General features: G+C 62.8%; 15 protein-coding genes. 7 read left to right on the forward strand and 8 right to left on the reverse strand.

Translation table 11 applies throughout. The features are described from left to right. Positions 1-91 precede the first annotated feature (91 nt). Together czcI and LSO07_RS04020 are read right to left on the reverse strand one after the other, a co-directional pair. Complete coding sequence (gene czcI / locus LSO07_RS04015; RefSeq protein ID WP_034784321.1) at positions 92-466, reverse strand: cation efflux protein, CzcI family; 375 nt, start codon at positions 464-466, stop codon at positions 92-94. A gap of 42 nt (positions 467-508) precedes the next feature. Next, entirely contained in the window at positions 509-2,056 is a 1,548-nt protein-coding gene (locus tag LSO07_RS04020; RefSeq protein WP_191909575.1) for a C13 family peptidase, read from the reverse strand. A gap of 185 nt (positions 2,057-2,241) precedes the next feature. Here LSO07_RS04020 and LSO07_RS04025 point away from each other — a divergent pair, with 185 nt between their 5' ends. Further along, positions 2,242-4,185 carry a GAF domain-containing sensor histidine kinase gene (locus LSO07_RS04025; protein WP_151092405.1) on the forward strand — a complete coding sequence of 648 codons (1,944 nt, stop codon included), beginning with the start codon at positions 2,242-2,244 and terminating at the stop codon, positions 4,183-4,185. Between the two features lie 245 nt (positions 4,186-4,430). On the opposite strand, the gene LSO07_RS04030 is transcribed toward LSO07_RS04025, so the two are convergent. Continuing rightward, positions 4,431-5,936 carry a DUF3369 domain-containing protein gene (locus LSO07_RS04030; RefSeq protein WP_151092407.1) on the reverse strand — a complete coding sequence of 502 codons (1,506 nt, stop codon included), beginning with the start codon at positions 5,934-5,936 and terminating at the stop codon, positions 4,431-4,433. Between the two features lie 436 nt (positions 5,937-6,372). Between LSO07_RS04030 and LSO07_RS04035 the strand changes: the two genes are divergently transcribed. Further along, a complete protein-coding gene (locus LSO07_RS04035) occupies positions 6,373-6,876 on the forward strand; it encodes a DUF3016 domain-containing protein (RefSeq protein WP_151092409.1) in 504 nt (167 codons plus the stop codon). Positions 6,877-6,918: 42 nt separating this feature from the next. Here LSO07_RS04035 and LSO07_RS04040 read toward each other — a convergent pair whose 3' ends face one another. From LSO07_RS04040 to LSO07_RS04050, 3 genes are all read right to left on the reverse strand, one after another. Then, positions 6,919-7,716, reverse strand: a complete 798-nt coding sequence (locus LSO07_RS04040; RefSeq protein ID WP_208672448.1) for a substrate-binding periplasmic protein — start codon at positions 7,714-7,716, stop codon at positions 6,919-6,921. 41 nt (positions 7,717-7,757) lie between these two features. Continuing rightward, entirely contained in the window at positions 7,758-8,201 is a 444-nt protein-coding gene (locus LSO07_RS04045; protein WP_034784316.1) for a thioesterase family protein, read from the reverse strand. 131 nt (positions 8,202-8,332) lie between these two features. Continuing rightward, complete coding sequence (locus LSO07_RS04050) at positions 8,333-9,781, reverse strand: PQQ-dependent sugar dehydrogenase (RefSeq protein ID WP_151092411.1); 1,449 nt, start codon at positions 9,779-9,781, stop codon at positions 8,333-8,335. Between the two features lie 258 nt (positions 9,782-10,039). Between LSO07_RS04050 and LSO07_RS04055 the strand changes: the two genes are divergently transcribed. Then, positions 10,040-11,146, forward strand: a complete 1,107-nt coding sequence (locus tag LSO07_RS04055) for an S-(hydroxymethyl)glutathione dehydrogenase/class III alcohol dehydrogenase (protein WP_034784313.1) — start codon at positions 10,040-10,042, stop codon at positions 11,144-11,146. 125 nt (positions 11,147-11,271) lie between these two features. Then, entirely contained in the window at positions 11,272-11,505 is a 234-nt protein-coding gene (locus LSO07_RS04060) for a hypothetical protein (RefSeq protein ID WP_034784311.1), read from the forward strand. Between the two features lie 12 nt (positions 11,506-11,517). Here the strand turns inward: LSO07_RS04060 and LSO07_RS04065 are convergent, their stop codons facing one another. Beyond that, a complete protein-coding gene (locus LSO07_RS04065; protein WP_151092413.1) occupies positions 11,518-12,522 on the reverse strand; it encodes a GlxA family transcriptional regulator in 1,005 nt (334 codons plus the stop codon). 154 nt (positions 12,523-12,676) lie between these two features. On the opposite strand from LSO07_RS04065, the gene LSO07_RS04070 reads away from it, so the two are divergent. The 3 genes from LSO07_RS04070 to LSO07_RS04080 all read left to right on the forward strand — a co-directional run bounded on the left by LSO07_RS04070 (position 12,677) and on the right by LSO07_RS04080 (position 17,131). Then, positions 12,677-15,787: a polymer-forming cytoskeletal protein gene (locus LSO07_RS04070; protein WP_151092415.1), complete on the forward strand. Its 3,111-nt coding sequence runs from the start codon at positions 12,677-12,679 to the stop codon at positions 15,785-15,787. 88 nt (positions 15,788-15,875) lie between these two features. Then, on the forward strand, positions 15,876-16,574 hold the full coding sequence (locus LSO07_RS04075) for a dienelactone hydrolase family protein (RefSeq protein WP_099395909.1): 699 nt from the start codon (positions 15,876-15,878) through the stop codon (positions 16,572-16,574). A 140-nt stretch (positions 16,575-16,714) separates the two neighbouring features. Next, positions 16,715-17,131 (forward strand): SRPBCC family protein, encoded by a 417-nt coding sequence (locus LSO07_RS04080; protein WP_151092417.1) that lies wholly within the window; start codon positions 16,715-16,717, stop codon positions 17,129-17,131. Positions 17,132-17,213: 82 nt separating this feature from the next. Here the strand turns inward: LSO07_RS04080 and LSO07_RS04085 are convergent, their stop codons facing one another. Further along, complete coding sequence (locus LSO07_RS04085; RefSeq protein ID WP_151092419.1) at positions 17,214-18,830, reverse strand: M28 family peptidase; 1,617 nt, start codon at positions 18,828-18,830, stop codon at positions 17,214-17,216. Between the last annotated feature and the right edge of the window lie 49 nt (positions 18,831-18,879).

An 18,879-nucleotide genomic window follows, 5' to 3' on the forward strand; every position in this document is an offset into this window, starting at 1 on the left:
CGAATTCTCCAAAAGCATGGAAAAGAATTCGACGGGACGCGCAGGCTGGCGCCTGGCTTACTGCGAAAAGTGATTGAAACGTCCCGTCGGCCTAGGTGGCCGACGACCAGTCAGGGCGCTTGGGAGCGTCCGGGATGTGGGAAGCGTAAAAGAAGGGGGAAGTGTCCGCATTCACGGAAGCCGTGTCGCCGATGGGCAGGCTGGAGCCGGCCGGCAGCCATGCATGGCCGATGCCGTGGCAGACGTTGCAGTCGCTGTGCGGCTGGCCTTTTTTCTGCTGGTCCGCCACTTTTTTGTCGCCAAAGGGCTGCTTGTCCGCATCGGCCTCTGCCTTGTGCTGGTGGCTGTGGTGGCCCAGGTGCTGCGCCGCCTTGCCTTCCTCGTGCAGGCAATACGCGCTCGCCGCAGCCCAGGACATCTGGAGCGGAAGCACGAACAGCAGCAAAATGAGGAAGAATCGGCGCATGGTGACGACTATTGTACAGAAAGGCGGGCGGCCGTGCCCATGTCAGCGTGCCTGGGCACGCCACGCCTTCAGCTGCGCGGCGATGGCCTTGCCCTGGAACAGCTGCGGCTCGGAATGCTCTTCCGTCTCCATGCCGCCTTCGCGGAAATCGGCTTCTTCACGGGCCTGCACCAGCACCTTGGCCTTGTCGAAGGCTTCGGCAAAGCCGGCGCTCCTGGGCAGCGCTTCCTTGAAATATGCTTCGCTGAAGTAGGTAAAATCGTTCTGGTCATCGCAGCCGAACGAGGTGCGGTCGCTGCGCGCGGCCGTGATGATGAGGGTGTTGTCATCCTTTAGTGGCGCAATGAAGCCGCCCGCATAGCAGGCCGAGATCACGATGACCTTCCAGCGGATGCCGCTGTGTTTGAGCATGGATGCCAGCTCTTGCGCGGGCAGGCTGTGCAGGTCCATGCCGTTTTGCGCCAGCGCCAGCTCGTGCTCGGGCGAGCCGTGGCTGGTGAGGAACAGGAACAGGATATCGTTATTCTTGTCCATCTTCGCCCCCAGGGCATCGAGGCTGGCGGCGATGCTGGTGCGCGTGGCCATCGGCTGCTGCGCCACCGTGTTGCGGCTGTTGACGAGCATCAAGGAGCGGCCTACGGTGCCGTAATCGCGGTCGAACTGGCGCTGCACGAAGGCCGTTTCGCGGTGAAACACTTCCTGCGCGCCGTCGCCGGCCACGCCCAGCAGGTACAGATTGATCTTTTTCGCCGCATCGCGCGGCAGTACACGGGCCAGGCTGCGATCCAGCAAGGATTGCTGGCCGTACAAGGCCAGCTCGATATTGTCGCGCGTGAGCTTGTCCAGGGCCGGATCGTCCAGCTGGCCTTCCGTCCAGTTGCCGCTGTCTTCGCGCCGTCCATCCGCCTGCGCCACTGCATAGCGCAGCACGCCCTTGCCGTCGAACTGGCCATTCTTGAAGCTGCCCCGGTATTCGTCGCCCTCGGCCGTGCGCAGCACGCCTTCGCCTTCGAATTTCCAGTCTTTCAATTCGCCTTCGTAATGGATGCCGTCGCTGGTGGTGACCCTGGCCTTGCCCTGCACCTGGCCCTGGACGAATTCGCCTTCGAAGACGGTGCCGTCCGTGTCGGTCAGCTTGCCGGCGCCATGCGGTCGCCAGTGCTTGAAATGGCCTTCAAAGGTGGCGCCATCGGCGCCCTGGAAGCGGCCTTGTCCCTCGAAGCTGCCCTTGACGAAGCTGCCCGCATAAATCTCGCCCTTGGGCGAGGTGTAGCGGCCGATGCCGTCGAAGGCACCCTGGCGGAAGGCGCCCGTGTATTCGACGCCGGAAGCCTGGCGCAGCTTGCCCTGGCCGGAAAACACGCCGCGCGCGAAGCCCCCTTCGTAAAACGCGCCGCTCGCGTATTCGAGCCGGCCCTGGCCATGCATCTTGCCCGCGACGAGGGGGCCGAAATAGCGTCCGCCATCGGCCGTTTCCGCCGCCGGCGCCTTGGCTGGCGCGGCGCACAGCGGCGGCATGCCCAGCGCGGCAAAGGCCAGCAGGCCGGCGAGGGTGTAGGGGCGAAGCGAGGCGCGTAGCGTGGCAGTCATGAGGACGGTCTGGTCTGTAGGAAGGGGCCTAGTCTGCCACTGTATTGCCATCGTGGCAAATGCGCGCGTGGCGTGTGTTGCTCTGCTTCAAGGCAAGATTCTCCGTTTTATGCCGTGCCAAGGCTGGGCTGAACTGATAATATTGATTTTCAGAACATATACTTGCACAAGGTACATAGTCACCCATGGAAAGCCGTCTCAGCCGCCTGGAAGCCGTCCAGACCGTGTTGCTGGAAATCGGGCAGCGCTCGAGCACCTGCAGCGATATCAGTGAATTCCTGCAGGCGGTGCATGCAGCCTTGGGACGCATCATGTATGCGGCGAACTTTTACGTGGCGCTCAGCGACCGTGACGACGGCCTCGTGCGTTTTCCCTATTTTGTCGACGAGTTCGACGCCGCGCCCGACCCGGACGAGGGCGTGCGCCTGGCCAGCGCCGCGCAGTCGCCCACGGCGTGGGTCATCGTCAACCGCAAGCAGCTGGTGATGACGGCCGACGACGACGCCATGCGCGCCATCGGCGGCGGCGCCTGGGGCGGCGGCACGGCGGCCGAGCACTGGATCGGCTGTCCGCTGCTGGACCAGCAGCACCAGGTGCTGGGCGCCATCGTCATCCAGAGCTATGACGCGCAACACCGTTTCAGCCTGGAAGACCAGGCCCTGTTCGCGCTGATCGCCACGCACGTATCGAGCGCCCTGCAAGGCATGCAAAGCATGGACCGGCTGGAAAAGGCGGTGCAGGAGCGCACGGCCCTGCTGGCGCACGAGGTGGCCGAGCGGCGCCGCGCGGAAAACCTGCAGCATGCGCTGTATGAAATCGCCAACCTGTCGGCGCAGGCTTCCGATGCGACGACCCTGTACGCGCGCCTGCACGCCATCATCAGCGAGCTGGTGACGGCAAAGAATTTCCTCATCGCCCTGTACCACCCGGACAACAAGGACATCACGATCCCGTATTTCGTCGATGAAAAGGATGCGCAGGCACCCGTGAAACGCTTTCATTACGGCATCGGCATGAGCTCGTATGTGCTGGCGCGCCGGCAAGCCTGTCTGCTGGATGCTGGCAGCTATGCGGCGCTGGTGGCCAGCGGCGAGATGGACGAGCCGCTGGGCAATGTCGGCATCGCCAGCTGGATGGGCGCGCCCATGCTGCTGGGCGACCGGAAATATGGCGTGATCATCGTGCAAAGCTACGACACGTCCGTCGTATATGGCCAGGCGGAACTGGACGTGCTGGCCTTCATGGCCAGCCATGTGGCCGTGGCGATGGCCCGCATCCAGGCCGACAACGCCATGCGCCAGGCCAAGGAAGCGCTGGAAGAGCAGAACGCGGCCCTGAACAGCGCCCTGAGCGCCTTGCAGGAAGCGCAGTCGGAACTGGTGCGGCAGGAAAAACTGGCCTCGCTGGGCCGGCTGGTGGCGGGCGTGGCGCATGAAATCAATACGCCGCTGGGCATATGCGTGACGGCTACCAGCCACCTGGTGCAGGAATTGAAGCTCACGCGCGAAGACCTGGAAGGGGGCCAGCTCGATGAAGATGGCTTGCGGCAATTTTTCGACATCATCGACCAGACCCTGCGCATCATGACGACGAATACCCAGCGCGCCGCGGCGCTGGTGCGCAGCTTCAAGCAGGTGGCCGTGGACCAGTCGTCGGACGAATTGCGCAGCTTTAACTTGCGCAAATACCTCGATGAAATCCTGCTGTCGCTGCAGCCCAAGCTCAAGGGCAAGCCGATCAAGGTGGACATCGATTGCCAGCCCGAGGTGCAGCTGCGCAGCTATCCGGGCGCCGTTTCGCAGATCGTCACGAACATGGTGGTCAACTCACTCGTGCATGGCTTTGCCGAAGGCGAACCGGGCAAGATCAAGATCAGCGTGCGGACGGCCGGCGAGATGCTGGAACTCGACTACAGCGACGACGGCATGGGCATGGACAGCGCCACCCTGGGCCAGCTGTTCGACCCCTTCTTCACGACGAAGCGGGGCTCGGGCGGCAGCGGCCTGGGCGCGCATATCCTCTACAACCTGGTGACGGGGCCGCTGGGCGGCACGGTGAAGGTAGTCAGCGCGCCGGGGATGGGGTTGCATTACAAGATACGCTTCCCGCTGGAGCCAAAGAGTGCATGAAATTTGAAACTTGAAAACAGCGGGCCGGAGACGCGGGCCTGAGAAAATGCCGATGGCGGCGTTGCAGCTCCTTGCCGTACATGCGTACTGTCTGCGTCGCCGCGCCTTGCCCTCGACATTTTTCAGGTCCGCTTGGCCCGGAATGCCCGTGTTGGGGGCTTGGGCCGAAACGTGTTTCGCTGGCGTGCGGGGGTCAGACCCTCAGGGTCTGACCCCGGTATTTGTACTTGGGTTAAATGTGGCCCCTAATCAGGAAAGCGTTGATTTAACGCAAGCGCCTCATCCAGATTTGCAATCAGCAATTCCACATACTGCGGATCGAGGTGGCTGCCGCTCACTTCGCGCAGGTAGCCCACCACGCGCTCCAGGGGCCAGGCGTCCTTGTAGCAGCGCTTGTGCATGAGCGCGTCGAAGACGTCGGCCACGGCGGCGATGCGCGCGTATTTGTGGATGTGCTCGCCGACCAGGCCCTGCGGGTAGCCGCTGCCGTCGTATTTTTCATGGTGCTGGTGGGCGATCACGGCGGCCGCCTTCAAGAGCGGGCGCTGTGAGCCGTCGAGGATGGACATGCCCACCGTCGGATGCTGCTTCATGATTTCCCACTCGGCCGCGTCGAGCTTGCCCGGTTTGAGCAGCACGGCGTCGGGCGTGGAAATCTTGCCGATGTCGTGCATGGGCGCCGCGTGGCGCAGCACCATGGTTTCCTCTTCCGACATGCCGGAGGCCTGCGCCAGCAGCTGGCACACTTCAGCCATGCGGCGCACGTGGTTGCCGCCTTCGTGCGAGCGCGATTCGACGACGTCGCCCAGGCGCAGGATCAGCTCGGCCTGGGTATCGGTGATTTCCTGCGTCAGCAGGATGTTGTCGAAGGCGATCGCCACGCCGGAACAGAAGACTTCCAGCAATTGCGCGTCGAGGTCGGAAATTTCTTCCACGCCTTTCAACACCAGCAGCGAGGCCTTGCCGCTGCTGTTGGGAAAGTAGCCGACATAGGTGTCGCCATGCAGGCGCGAGATCTTGTTGCTCTTGGCATCGTCCAGCTGTGACAGCAGGGACGGGCTGAGGATGCCGTCGTCCGTGTCGCCGATCTGCGCGAGGATTTCATAATCCTGTTCGCCCGAGATGGCGCTGGCGCCACGCAGGCGCAGCAGCATGCTCGTTTCCAGGCGCAGCAGGGCGACGACTTGCTGCAGCAGGCCGCTGGCGAAGTCGCTCAGGTTGCGCTGCTTGAAAATGTGCGCCGAGGCGGCGATGACGCGCTCGAGCCCCTCGCGGTAATGGAGCTGGGCCTGGCGTGCCTCTTCCACCTTCATGATGTCGCGGTAGGCGCGCAGGGCGGCAAAGGTGGTGGTGAACAGCTTGGTGCGGTCCAGTTCCGTCTTTTCCTTGTAGTCGTTGATGTCGTAGTTGACGATCACCCGTTCTTCCGGCGCCTGTCCCGGCTGTCCCGTGCGCAGCACGATGCGCGTAAACTGGTTGCCGAGGTCTTCGCGCATCCAGCGCGCCACTTCCAGGCCGCTGTCTTCGCGTTCCATCACCACGTCGAGAAACACCAGCGCGATGTCTTCTTCGCGCGCCAGCACCTGCTTGGCCTCGGCGCCGCTGTATGCATGCACGAAACTCAGGGCGCGGCCTTCCAGGCGAAAACGGCTCAGCGTCAGTTTGGTGATGTCGTGGATGTCGGGTTCATCATCGACGAGCAGGACTTTCCAGGGAGGTAACTTGGGTGAGGCTGAAGACAAAAATGACATAAGGGCGAGTTCCGCTAAAAGGCATAACTGACGCAATGCTGAGACGCCCGCGCCAGGCTTGCCTGTGCGCCACTACTGGCGTTGCGCGTTTTTCGGGCGCATTTTATCGATTGTAGACTGACAGCCAAGTATTAACAACAAGCAAGAATAATTGACTAAATTCATGCAACATGCATATCAAAAAAGCACTTTAAATCCACGCTGACGACATTATGTATACTTTATCGCTTAGGCAACTATATTTTCAAGACAATACTTTGTTTTAATTAATATTGCCAATATATCTGTAAAAAAATCTGTGGCCTGTCTTGTCCGAGTTGCCGTATGAAAAGGTAACAAGGTATGAATTTCGCTTCGAAAGGAGACGCATGGGGGTATAGTGAATCGGATAAAAGTGGCCCATGTGCCACCCACATTTTTCCTGAAAGGATACATCATGAAAAAGAAGGTAACACGTGCCCTGATCGCCGGCCTGACCTTGCTGGCCAGCAGTGCCGTCTGGGCCGGAACTGAAGTGCATTTCACTAAACCGGAACAATTCACGGACTTGCCATTCAATGCGCAAGATCGTGAAGAGGTGCTGAAGCAGCTGAGTGCGCATTTCGAGAAACTGGGGGCATCGTTGCCGCCGGGCCAGAATCTGAAAATCGATGTGACCGATGTCGACCTGGCCGGACGTGAAGAGCCCGCCAGGAATATCGGCCAGGACTTCCGCGTGATGAATGGCCGCGTCGACTGGCCGCGCATCCGCCTGCACTATGTGCTCGAACAGGATGGCAAGGTCATCAGCAGTGCCGACTCGGCCCTGTCCGATATGTCCTATTTGACGCGCATCAATCATTATTCCAGCGGCGAAAAGCTGCGCTACGAGAAGGCCATGATTGATGACTGGTTCGCCAAGACTTTTGGCAAGCCCGTCAAGCGTGCGGGACGCAAATAAGCGTACAGGCGGGCGGTGGCTGGCAATGCCGGGCGCCGCCTGTCAGCGCAGATAGGCTTGTTCGATGCGCGCCAGCTGGCCGTTCTGCCGCAGGGCCAGCAGGGCGGCATTCATCTGCGCGATGAAATCGGCCTTGTAGGCCGGTGCGTTACGCGCGCTGTAGGCGATATAGGTGGCTTCGGACGACAATTCCAGCACTTCGTGCAATTGAAAGCCGTAACTGGCCAGTTCGGCGCCCAGCTGGCGTGCCGTGTGGCGCGCCGCGCCGCGGTCGCTGGCGTAGCAATCGATGCGCCGCAAGGCCAGTTTTTTCAGGTTGGCTTCATTCCCCTTGGCCGCTTCCAGGCGCAGCAACCCCTCGCGGGCTGGCGCCATCAGTTTTTCCGAGAGCAAAAATCCTGTATTGACGCCGATGGTCAGGCCGGCAAAGTCGGCGGGAAACCGCGTGCGCGGCGTGCGCATGACGGCATCATGGCAAAACAGGACCACTGATTCGCGGTACAGCATGGCCGAATACGGTTGCACGTACGGCCGTTGCGTTTTGCGTCCGGGTGGAAACAGGCCGAAAACCTGGCCCTTTTCCAGCGCGGCTAGCCCCCGTTTCCAGGGGCGTGGCTGCAGTTCCAGCCGGTAATCGGGCATCGCACTGGCTGCCAGGCGCAGGATGTCGACATACATGCCCTTGAAAACGCCGTTTTCCACATAGCTGTACGGTGCATAATCGTCGTCGCCGTACAGGATGACGGTTTGCGGCGCGGCATGGCCGATGCCGGGTGCCGCCATCGCGCAAGCGGCCAGCAGGCAGGCGCCGGTGTGGCGCAGGTTGATTTTGCATGTCATCCTGATAAGCATACAGGATGATGGCCAGAATGTACCGCGCCTCAGTCGATCCAGTTTACCTGTGGGAACTTGCTGCCGAAATCTTCCGCCATGGGCACGACCTGGCTGAGCTTATAGTTGAAGAAGACAAAACCGGACTTGGCCATGGCGATCAGGGTGTTGTCGCGCGGGCGCGTGATGCGGAAGGTGATATCGCCGCCATACTTGTTGAAATCCATGACGCCCACTTCGAACAGCAGCTGGTCGCGCGCATGGGCTTCGGCGCGGTAGGTGGTGGCCAGGTCGGTGACGATGATGCCGGTGCCGTCCGCTTCGATGTCGCGCACGCCATATTCGAACAGGAAGCGGGCGCGCGCCTCGGAAATCATGGAAATCATGGAATCGTTGCCGAGATGGTTGCCGGCATTGATGTCCGTCGTGCGTACCGTCAGTTGCGAGGAATAGCAGTACTGGTCTTCAGGAAATTCAAGTTTCAAACGGGCCATGGTGTTCTCTTGGTCTGATGCGCAGGGCGCGGCGGAAATATCAATTCTAGCCGGTTCCCCGCGTCCCGTCGAAAAATGCCCTCAGCCGCGTGCGTGCCGTCCGCTTCACTGGCACGCAGGTTTGCGTACGCCTATTTACGGACGATCTTGTACACCTTGCCCGTGCCGCTCAGCATGTACAGCTCGTTTTGACCATCCTGGCCAAACGACAGGATGTTACCCACGTTCGTGATGCCCCAGTCTGTCACGGCCGATGCCGTGCCATTGCTGTAGCTGAAACTCTTCAGCCAGCCGCTGCAGTAGTCCGAATACAGGTACTGCCCCGCCAGCTCCGGCAAGGCCGCCCCCCGGTACACATAGCCGCCCGTGATCGAGCAGCCGCCGGCCGCATCGTGGCCGTATTCGATGGCGGGCAGGACCAGCCCCGCCTGGTTGCAGCTGGCACTGTTGTAGCAGTGCGCGCCTTCCATGATGTTCCAGCCATAGTTGTTGCCCGCCTGGCCCACGGGACGCACATCGACCTCTTCCCAGTTGCCCTGGCCCACGTCGGCGAGGTACAGCAGCTGGGCCGGCACATCGAAAGCGTAGCGCCACGGGTTGCGCAAGCCGTAGGCCCAGATTTCAGGGCGCCCGCCTGCCGCCGCAAATGGGTTGCCCGGCGGAATGGCATACGGTTGGGCGACGCTGCTGGCGTTGACGTCCAGGCGCAGCAGTTTTCCCAAGAGCACGTTGGTGTTTTGCGCATTGCCGGGCGGGTCGCCCGCGCTGCCGCCGTCGCCCGTGCCCGCATACAGATAGCCGTCCGGCCCAAAGCTGAGCAAGCCGCCATAGTGGTTGCTGAACGTGGGGTGGGCAATCGTCAGGATGGTCAGCGCGGACAGGGGATCGGCCACGTTGGCGTTGCCAGCCGACACTTGCCGCCGCTCGATGACGATATCGCCGGCCAGGTTGGTGTAATACAGGAAGAAATAGCCATTGCTGGCGTATTGCGGATGGAAGGCCAGCGACAGCAAGCCCCGTTCGCCGCTCGTGGTGGTGAGCGTACTGATGTCGAGGAAGGGCGTGGCCAGTAGGTTGCCATTTTGCATCACACGGATGCGGCCGGCCCGTTCGATGATGAACAAACGGCTGTCGCCGGGCGGCGCCGTGAGGAAGATGGGCGCGCTCAAGCCGCTGGCCACTTCCTGCAGCCCCAGGGCCAGCGGCGTGGCGGCCGCATACAGGACGCTGGCGCTGGCCGTCGCCCCCGCATTGACTTGCACCTGCTGGGTGACGGGCATGGGCGCCAGCGTCCCCGTGCCTTGCGCCACGCTGGCGGCGCTGAGCGTGTAGACGCCGGGCGCCAGGCCGGTGAGCGTGGTGCTCGCCGTCAGCGCCTTGCTGTATGACGCGGGCCCGCCCACCGTGACGGCGCCCGCCACGCCGGCAGGCAAGCCGCCGATGCTGACATTCAGGCTGCCGGTGCCGGCGGCAGGCGGATGGTGGCCGCCGCCCCCGCCACACGATACCAGCAGGCTCAGGCAGCAGGCCAGCAGCAAAGCTGGCCAGGCAGGGGAAAACCGGGATAGGAAGTGGCGCATGTCAGTCTCCTGCGGGAACGATGAAACGGCTGCACGGTATGGCGCCAGGTTTGCTGCAAGAATGCGCGTTTTGGCGTCGGCATGATTGAGCTTGCGCAAGCATACCCCGCGTGGCGGCCGCACTTCCGTGCGCTGCTGCACCGTGCGGCGGCATCGGACAAATGCGCCGCGTTTTCAGACAAGCGCGGGTCCAGCGGCACCGCCGCGCCCGCAGCCGCCCGATAATGGCGCATCTGAAACCGAGCAGGAATGACACACATGAAAACCAAAGCCGCGATTGCCTGGAAGGCGGGCGCCCCGCTGACCATCGAAGAAGTCGACCTGGCCGGCCCGCGCGCCGGCGAAGTGCTGGTCGAGCTGAAAGCCACGGGCATTTGCCACACCGATTACTACACCCTGTCCGGCGCCGACCCGGAAGGCATCTTCCCTGCCATCCTCGGCCATGAAGGCGCCGGCGTCGTCGTCGACGTGGGCCCGGGCGTGACCACCCTGAAAAAGGATGACCACGTCATTCCCCTGTACACGCCGGAATGCCGCCAGTGCAAGTTCTGCCTGTCGCAAAAGACGAACCTGTGCCAGGCCATCCGTTCCACGCAGGGCCGCGGCCTGATGCCGGACGCCACCAGCCGCTTCTCGCTGAATGGCCAGCCGCTGTTCCACTACATGGGCACATCGACCTTCTCGAACTACATCGTCGTGCCGGAAATCGCTCTCGCAAAAATCCGCTCCGACGCGCCGTTCGATAAGGTGTGCTACATCGGCTGCGGCGTGACGACGGGCGTGGGCGCTGTCCTGTTCTCGGCGAAGGTCGAGGCGGGCGCCAACGTGGCCGTGTTCGGCCTGGGCGGCATCGGCCTGAACGTGATCCAGGCGGCGAAGATGGTCGGCGCCGACAAGATCATCGGTATCGACATCAACCCGGCGCGCCAGGCCATCGCGCGCAAGTTCGGCATGACGCATTTCATCAACCCGAACGAAGTGGAAAACGTCGTCGACGCCATCGTGCAGCTGACGGATGGAGGCGCCGATTACTCGTTTGAATGCGTGGGCAACACGACCCTGATGCGCCAGGCGCTCGAGTGCACGCACAAGGGCTGGGGCAAGTCTTTCATCATCGGCGTGGCGGCGGCTGGCCAGGAAATTTCCACGCGGCCATTCCAGCTGGTGACGGGGCGCGAATGGCGCGGTTCGGCCTTCGGCGGCGCGCGCGGGCGCACGGACGTGCCGAAGATCGTCGACTGGTATATGGAAGGCAAGCTCAATATTGACGACCTGATCACGCACCGCCTGAAGCTCGAGGATATCAACCAGGGCTTCGACCTGATGAAGAGCGGCGAATCGATCCGTTCGGTCGTGCTGTATTAAGCGCGCTGGATTGAGCTGAATGTACGTATTGCGCAACACTTGACGGACGGGGCAGGGCGGCAGGCTGTACTTCGCTGGCTGCCCCTGCTAGTGTGAAGACATCCGCCTTGCTTTGGGAGCCGTCCATGTTTGCCACTGCCTACCTCGCGACCTTGCGCCGCATGCTGCCCGTCTTCCTCGGCGCGGCCCTGTCTTCCCTGCTGGCCTTGTGGTGGAGCAATGCCGCCAGCCTTGCCACGCCCGCCATCTGGCTGGCGCTGCTGGCTACGTATCTGTTGTGCGCACTGCTGTTTACACCGCTGGCCCGTCAGAGCCGCCAACTGGCCACGCGCCACGTGCGTCACGGCAAGCCGCGCTGATTCCCGCTGCGCCTAGCGCGCCGTGCTGGAAAAGCGCTCGCGGTAGTCGCGCGGCGTGATGGCGAGTTTCTTTTGAAACAGGCGGCGCAGCCTCTCTTCGCTATGCAAGCCCGCCTGCACGGCCACCTGTTTTAAGGAAGACACATTGTCCTCCAGCAAGCGGCGCGCCACTTCGAAGCGGGCCGTGTCGATGAATTCCGTGGGACTGGTGCCCGTTTCGCGCTGAAACACGCGCGTAAAATTGCGCTCGCTCATGGCCAGCCTGGCCGCCAGCAGCGGCACGGTGAGCTCTTCGGCAAGATGCTCCATGATCCAGCCCTGCAACTGGCGGATGGTCGGATGCGTCGTCATCTGGCTCGACAGGTGCACGGAAAACTGCGACTGGCCGCCCGGCCGCTTCAAATACACCACCAGGTCGCGCGCCACTTCCAGCGCGATATCGCGGCTGAAATCGTCTTCCACCAGGGCCAGCGCGAGGTCGATGCCGGCCGTCACGCCGGCCGACGTCCAGAATTTCCCTTCCCGCACGAAAATCGCATCGGCATTGACCTGTATCAATGGATAGCGCTGGCGCAAACTGTCCACGGCGCTCCAGTGCGTGGCCGCGCTCTTGCCGTCAAGCACGCCCGCCTCGGCCAGGAAGAAGCAGCCCGTGCACAGGGCCGCCAGGGTATCGATGCGGGGTGCCGCTTCGGCCACCCAGGCGGCGAGGGCGGGAATGTCCTGCAAGACTTGCTCGACGTGGTGGCAGCCGACGATGACGGCCAGATCGGGCAAGCGGCTGGCATCGAGCGCCTTGCTGGCGTGCAACGACATCAGGGTGTCCGATTCGACCGGGCCGATGGCCGTCGAGGCGATGCGCACGTCGTAGCCGCCGGGCAGGTTACGCAGGCGCAAATGGGTGTTGGCGTAGTCAAACACCTTCATGGCGCCGATGGCTTCGAGTGCCTTGAAACCGGGATAGACGATGATGTCGACGGTGCGCAGGGGGAATTCTTTGGGGTTTTGCTTGATCATGCGATATGCGCGAGGGGGATAAATACTGCCATAATGCAACAACGGCGATGGCGTAGGTTAGCATGAAATAATCCGCGCGCCCGCTGGCTCCCCACCCATCGGATTCCTGAATATCGTGCGCTTACTCCATCTTTTTGCCGCCCTGACATTACTGTTGGGCTCATCCCTTGCCCACGCGGTTACGCTCAACTTCAATGGCGGCGCCGTCAGCGGCTGCACTCTGCCGGCGTCCAGCAACCAATATACTTGCGCCAGCCTGATCATGGGCAGCACCGACAACGTCGTCATCGCCAGCGGCTATGGCGTGACGGTCAACAGCGATGTGAGCATCGACTACAACCAGGGCCTGAGCATGAGCGGCACGGCGGCCCTGACCGCCAACAAGAATATCGACATCGGCAATGTCAATCCGCCCAACCTGAAAATCACGGGCGGCAGCCTGACGGCCAAGGGCGGCAATTTCAAGGTGGGGGCGCAGGGCGGCACCGTGCTCGTGGCCGATATCTCGGCGGCGTCCGTCTCCCTGGGCGGCACGCCCGTGAAGGTGACGGGCAATATCACGGCCACGGGCAATATCGACATTTCCTCCGGCTCGACGCTGAATGGCGCCATCAGCGGCGGCTCGATCAGCGGCAACTCCAAGGTCACGATCACGGGCAGCGTGAAGGCCAGCGGCAACGTCAGCATCGGCTCCAGCTCGACCATAACGGGACCCGTCAACGGCAGCAGCATCACCACCAGTTCCGGCGTGTCGATCACGGGCGACGTGACGGCTGTCAACGCGTTCAGCCTTGGTTCGGGCAGCAACCTGAATGGCACCACCAAGGCGCCCGTCGTCAGCATCGAGGCAGCGAACAGCCAGGTGCAGGGCGATATCACGGCCAGTACCTCGCTGACAGTCGGTTCGGGCAGCCAGGTGAAGGGCAACCTGACGTCGCCGACCATCGACCTGAAGGCGTCCGGCCTGCTGGTCACGGGCGACGTGAAAGCGTCCAGCTCCCTGAGCATCGCCTCCGGCAATGGCGTGAAGGGCAACGTCGAGGGCGGCAACGTCACGCTGGACTCGTCCAACGCGTATATCACGGGCAATGCGCTGGTCGACCACATCACCCTGGGCTGGCAGGGCCGGGTGCAGCAAACCATCACTTGCAAGGCGTATACGCCATCGAACCCGTGCAGTTGCGTGACGAACAACAGCGGCTGGGCCTTCAATGAACCGATGGGGCCGAAGTGCGGGCCCGGTACGCTGGCAGGGCCGCACCACTTCCAGATCGAGCATTCAGGCAATGCCCTGACGTGTGCGCCGCAGCCAGTGACGGTGACGGCGTGCGCAGATGCCGCCTGCAGCGCCAAGTACACGAACGGCGCGAATGTCACCGTCAGCCCCGGCGGCACGGCGACGCAGATAGGCAGCAGCGGGGTGGCAACGGCCAGCGTGCGCCAGTACACGGCCGGCACGGCCACCCTGAGCCTGACGAGCGTGCCCGGCACCACCGGCGCGCTCGTATGCAAGCGCGCATCGGACAACAGCAGCAGCTGCGACATGAACTTTGCGGCGACAGGCTTGACGGTTATTCCCGTCAATCATGTTTCGGCCACGCAAAAGGCGTTCGACGTCAGCGCCGTGCAGGCTTCCCCCAATGCGCAGGCGTGCGTGCCGCTGTTCAAAAATACCAACAAGGACCTGAACCTCGCCTGCAGCTATGGCAATCCTGCCAGCGGCACCCTGCCTGTCTTCGCGCAGGGGACGGGGGCCTTCGTGCCACTGGCCCCGAACAACAGCAGCGCCTGCAGCACGGCGGGCGCGAACGTCAACCTGGCGTTCAACGACCAGGGCGTCGCCACGGCCATCATGTCGTATGCGGACGTGGGCAAGCTGAATCTGAAGGCCACTTACACGGGGTCGGCCATTACCGGCGACGCCGGCTTGAGCATGACGGGCAACGCCGATGTCATCGTCGTGCCGGCCGCCTTCAGCGCCCCGGTCATTGCCAGCCCCCAGCGCGCGGGCGCACCCGTGACGGTCGGCATGCGCGCGCTCAATAACGCGGGCAACCTGGCGCCCAACTTTGGCAATGAAAAGACGGCAGAGACGGCGCTGCCGTCGCTGGCCAGCCTGGTCCGGCCGACGACAGGCGAGATCGCCGCGCCAGCCAAGCCGGCCGTGCTGGGGGGCGTGGTCTTCAAGAATGGCATCGTTACCAGCAGCGACATGAACTGGCCGGAAGTGGGAATCATCACCATCGCCTTCAATCTGGCCAACCCCAACGGCTACCTGGATGCCAACATTGCCGTACCGACCTTGCCCAAGGCGTCGGGCTTGAGCGGGGAGGTGCGCTTCATCCCGCACCACTTCATCACGGAGTTGATCAGGAGCAAGGATGCGGACCAGCCCAAGGCCAGCGACGGCATCGCCATTCCATGCGCCGCGCCGCTCACCTGCGCCGACGACGGGGAGAAAGGCCGCTACGCCTACTCGGGACAGGCGATAGGCGTGCGCGTGACGGCGCGCGCCCAAGGCGGGACGCCGACCAAAAATTATGATGAACGCAATCCGAGCGTCCTGGCGCCCGTGCTGCTCGATGGCTGGGATGCGGCCACGGGTGCCACCGCCTTTCCGCCGAGTACCGCTGATGGCAGCAGCCGCCTCACCGATGGCAGCAAGGCGCAAACGACCGTTACCGGCGTGGCGCCCGCGAAATTCACCCTCGGCGTCGCTTCGCCCATGGTCGCCTACCGTTTTCCGGGCAAGGCAGGCGTGCCGGTGAAGGTGGCGCCCACCGACGTGCGCTTGCGCGCCAGCAGCAAGTATCCCGACGGCGCTATCGTCAATTCAATCTCGCCATTGGTACAGAACGAGGCACGGTTGACCGTGCTGTCGGGGCAATGGATGGTGCCCCACGGCTATGGCTCCGAATTGCTGCCCGTCAGGCTGGCCGTGCAAGTCCAGTACTGGAATGGGACGAAATGGATCACGAATCTGCTCGACAGCATCAGTGCCTTGAGCAAGTCGGACGTGGTGCTGGCCAATTGCAAGAAGACGCTGGACTGCGCCAAGCTGGCCGTTGATAACCGGACCTATACCGTCACGCAAGGCGCACTGCCGCAAACCAATCTCCTGACGTTGCTGGCGCCCGGCGCCGGCAAGGCCGGCAGCGTGGACGTTTCCGTGGGCAACCATCCTTACCTGGCCAGCACTGTGGGCACCGTCGTCTTTGGCGTCTTCAAGTCGGGTCCCGTGATTTACCTGCGCGAGATGTATTAAGCCTGGACAAAGGGCGGGCGCAGAAAGTGGGGAAAACCAGTAACATGCCTGGCTGTGGCATTCCCCCAACCTCAGACTGGAGTTTTCTATGAGCACAACATCGCAGTGGATCGATATCGCCGGCCCGGACGGCAGCTTCCAGGCTTACCTGGCCGTGCCGCACGTGGGCAAGGGCCCCGCCATCATCCTGTTGCAGGAAATTTTCGGCGTCAACGAGCACATCCGCGCCGTGGCCGACCAGTACGCGGCCGATGGCTACGTGGTGCTGGTGCCGGACCTGTTCTGGCGCGCCGGCGCGCACATCGAGCTGGGCTATGACGCGGACGGCTGGAAGCGCGCCGTCGAACTGATGCAGGCTACCGACAATCCGCATGCCGACGCCGATATCGCCGCCACCATCGCCGTCCTGCGCGCGCGTCCTGAAGTGACGGGCAAGCTGGCTTCCGTCGGCTACTGCTTCGGTGGCCGGCTGTCGTTCCAGGCGGCCGCGGCCGGTCTGGTCGATGTTGCCATCGCCTATTACGGCGGCGGCATCCAGAACAAGCTGGACCTGGCTGACCGGATCCAGGTGCCGCTGCTCATGCATTTCGGCGGCCAGGACAGCCATATCCCGCCGGAAGCCGTGCAAAAGATCGCCGAGCGCTTCGAAGACCGGCAAGACGTGGAAATCCATATCTACCCGGGCGCCGAGCACGGTTTCAATTGCACCCACCGCGACAGCTACCAGCAGCGCGCCGCTGCCCAGGCACATGGCAATTCCTTGATTTTCCTGGCAGAAAATCTGTAAGACTGCCTCGCCAGGCTGGCCTGTTGCTATTTTCCGCCCAGCAGCAACGCCGCATGGGCGTTAAAATAGCGGCTGTGCCGGGCAACTCCGGCCGGCCGGGCACGGCGCCCGGCAAACCTGGATAAGGAACCGAATTAAAGATGGCCCAAGTAATTGTTTCTGTAACATTGGCGGCAAGCGCCGAACGCGTGTGGGATTTTATCGGCGGCTTCCAGTCGCTGGCTGAATGGTCTAGCTCGATCAAGACCAGCCTGTCCGAGCACGGCGGCCGCGTGCGCCGCCTGAAAACCACGGACGGCGCCATCATCGCCGAACGCCTGCAAAGCTACAGCGAAGCGGACAAGAGCTACAGTTACACCATCGTCTCGGGCCCGATCCCCGTCAAGAACTACCGTTCTACTTTGCGCGTCACGGGCGAACCGGGCGCCGCTTCCTGCGTGGCGGAATGGTCGAGCGAGTTCGACGCGGCCGAAGGCGTGGAAGAAGTCATGACCGGCGCGTTTCAACATTTGTACGAAACCGCGTTCGTGGACCTGAAACGCATCATGGCAATTTGATTTGCCAGGGCTAACGGCAAATACTGGGGTCTGACCCTGAGGGTCTGACCCCGGCCTTTTTTGCTAGTTCACCGCTATCTGCTTACCGTTTTACTTTTCCAAACGCCTCGCCCTTGTTCCATGTAGGCAAATTCTTGTCATTCGCCACTTCATAGCCCAGATTCAGGGTGAACTGCGCCTGCTGCACCATGCCCGACAGGTCCCATGACGGGTTGTACTCGTCCGTCACCTGGTGGTAATCCTTTTTAAAGGCGACCAGGCGCTCGCTCGATGCTTTCGGGTCCTTGACGAAATCGAAAGAACCATCGCCGGAAAACACGGCCGAGCCCACGTTGAAGGCGGGCACGCCAGCCTTGGCGAAGGCAAAATGGTCGGCCCGGTAAAACGCGCCGGACAAGTCGGGAATGGTGGGTGCCAGACGCAAGCCCATGCGCTTGGCCACCTTGGCGGCGCTCGCGTACAGGCTGCTGCGCTCGGCGCCGGCCACGCCGATGTCGCGCGTCTTGCCGACGAAATTCATGCTGTCGAGGTTCAGGTCGGCGGCCGTTTTCGCCAGCGGCCACAGGGGCTTGCGCGTGTAGGCCGTGCTGCCCAGCATGCCCGTTTCCTCGCCGGCCGGCCACAGGAAGATCTGCGTGCGCCGTGCAGGTTGTTTTACCGCAACTTGCGCCATGGCCAGCAGGGCCGCCGCGCCCGAAGCGTTGTCGATGGCGCCGTTGTAGATATGGTCGCTTTGTCCGGCGCGTTGGCTGCCTTCGTCATCCTTGCCCAGGTGGTCCCAGTGGGCCGAGTAAATCACGGCTTCGTCCTTGAGTTTCGGATCCGTGCCCGGCACGATGCCGGCCACGTTGAATTGCTCGATGCTGCGGATCTGGCTGTTCAAGACCACCTTGACCGTGGCGTTCAAGGCCACGGGACGGAACTCGCGTGTTTCCGCCTGCGCGCGCAAGGCGTCCAGGTCCTGTCCGCCGGCCTGGAACAGCGTGCGCGCCAAGTCTTCCTGCAGCCATCCTTCCATGGCATTGCCTGCGCCGGCCAGGTTGAAGCGCTCATGGCCGAAACCGTTGGCCGGCACCGACCATGGATACGAGGCCGATGCCGTCGTATGGATCAGCAGCACGCCGGCGGCGCCCTGGCGCAGCGCTTCCTCGTACTTGTAGACCCAGCGGCCGTACCAGGTCAGCGACTTGCCGGCAAAGCGGTTCGGTTCGGCTGCTGTCGGTTGCGGGTCGTTGACCATTATGATGACGAGCTTGCCTTTCAGGTCGACGCCCTTGAAATCGTCCCAGTTTTCTTCGGGCGCGCGGATGCCGTAGCCGGCGAACACGACGGGCGCGTCGAACGCCACTTTTTCCTGGCCATTCGCCGCGCCGAAGACGATGTCCTGGCCGAAGGCGGGAGACAAGGTCTTGCCGCCCGCGCTGAAGGTCACCTTGCTCGATGGCAAAGCCTTGCTGCCGACGATGGTCAGCGCCTGGCGATATGTGCCGTCCGGCAAGGGTTGCAAGCCGGCCACGGCTGCCTGGGTTTCCAGGTAGCGCACGGCCAGGTCGCCGCCGCGCTGGCCCGTGCCGCGTCCTTCGAGCAAGTCGTCGGCCAGGAAGGACAGGTGGGCGCGCAGGGGCGCTTCGGTAACGAGTGGTTGGGCGAGGGCGGCCGTGCTGAACAGGCTGGCGGCGAGGACGAAGGGAAAACGCATGGCAACTCCAAAAGTGAATACGGGAAAACAAAGCAGCGGCAATCTTACT

It is taken from the genome of Janthinobacterium sp. PLB04 (assembly GCF_021165895.1).
Lineage (GTDB): Bacteria > Pseudomonadota > Gammaproteobacteria > Burkholderiales > Burkholderiaceae_D > Janthinobacterium > Janthinobacterium lividum.

Bases quoted from the DNA above. Each gene is read 5' to 3' on its own strand.
- czcI (WP_034784321.1), bottom strand. From the start codon at position 466: ATGCGCCGATTCTTCCTCATTTTGCTGCTGTTCGTGCTTCCGCTCCAG.
- LSO07_RS04020 (WP_191909575.1), bottom strand. From the start codon at position 2,056: ATGACTGCCACGCTACGCGCCTCGCTTCGCCCCTACACCCTCGCCGGC.
- LSO07_RS04025 (WP_151092405.1), top strand. From the start codon at position 2,242: ATGGAAAGCCGTCTCAGCCGCCTGGAAGCCGTCCAGACCGTGTTGCTG.
- LSO07_RS04030 (WP_151092407.1), bottom strand. From the start codon at position 5,936: ATGTCATTTTTGTCTTCAGCCTCACCCAAGTTACCTCCCTGGAAAGTC.
- LSO07_RS04035 (WP_151092409.1), top strand. From the start codon at position 6,373: ATGAAAAAGAAGGTAACACGTGCCCTGATCGCCGGCCTGACCTTGCTG.
- LSO07_RS04040 (WP_208672448.1), bottom strand. From the start codon at position 7,716: ATGACATGCAAAATCAACCTGCGCCACACCGGCGCCTGCCTGCTGGCC.
- LSO07_RS04045 (WP_034784316.1), bottom strand. From the start codon at position 8,201: ATGGCCCGTTTGAAACTTGAATTTCCTGAAGACCAGTACTGCTATTCC.
- LSO07_RS04050 (WP_151092411.1), bottom strand. From the start codon at position 9,781: ATGCGCCACTTCCTATCCCGGTTTTCCCCTGCCTGGCCAGCTTTGCTG.
- LSO07_RS04055 (WP_034784313.1), top strand. From the start codon at position 10,040: ATGAAAACCAAAGCCGCGATTGCCTGGAAGGCGGGCGCCCCGCTGACC.
- LSO07_RS04060 (WP_034784311.1), top strand. From the start codon at position 11,272: ATGTTTGCCACTGCCTACCTCGCGACCTTGCGCCGCATGCTGCCCGTC.
- LSO07_RS04065 (WP_151092413.1), bottom strand. From the start codon at position 12,522: ATGATCAAGCAAAACCCCAAAGAATTCCCCCTGCGCACCGTCGACATC.
- LSO07_RS04075 (WP_099395909.1), top strand. From the start codon at position 15,876: ATGAGCACAACATCGCAGTGGATCGATATCGCCGGCCCGGACGGCAGC.
- LSO07_RS04080 (WP_151092417.1), top strand. From the start codon at position 16,715: ATGGCCCAAGTAATTGTTTCTGTAACATTGGCGGCAAGCGCCGAACGC.
- LSO07_RS04085 (WP_151092419.1), bottom strand. From the start codon at position 18,830: ATGCGTTTTCCCTTCGTCCTCGCCGCCAGCCTGTTCAGCACGGCCGCC.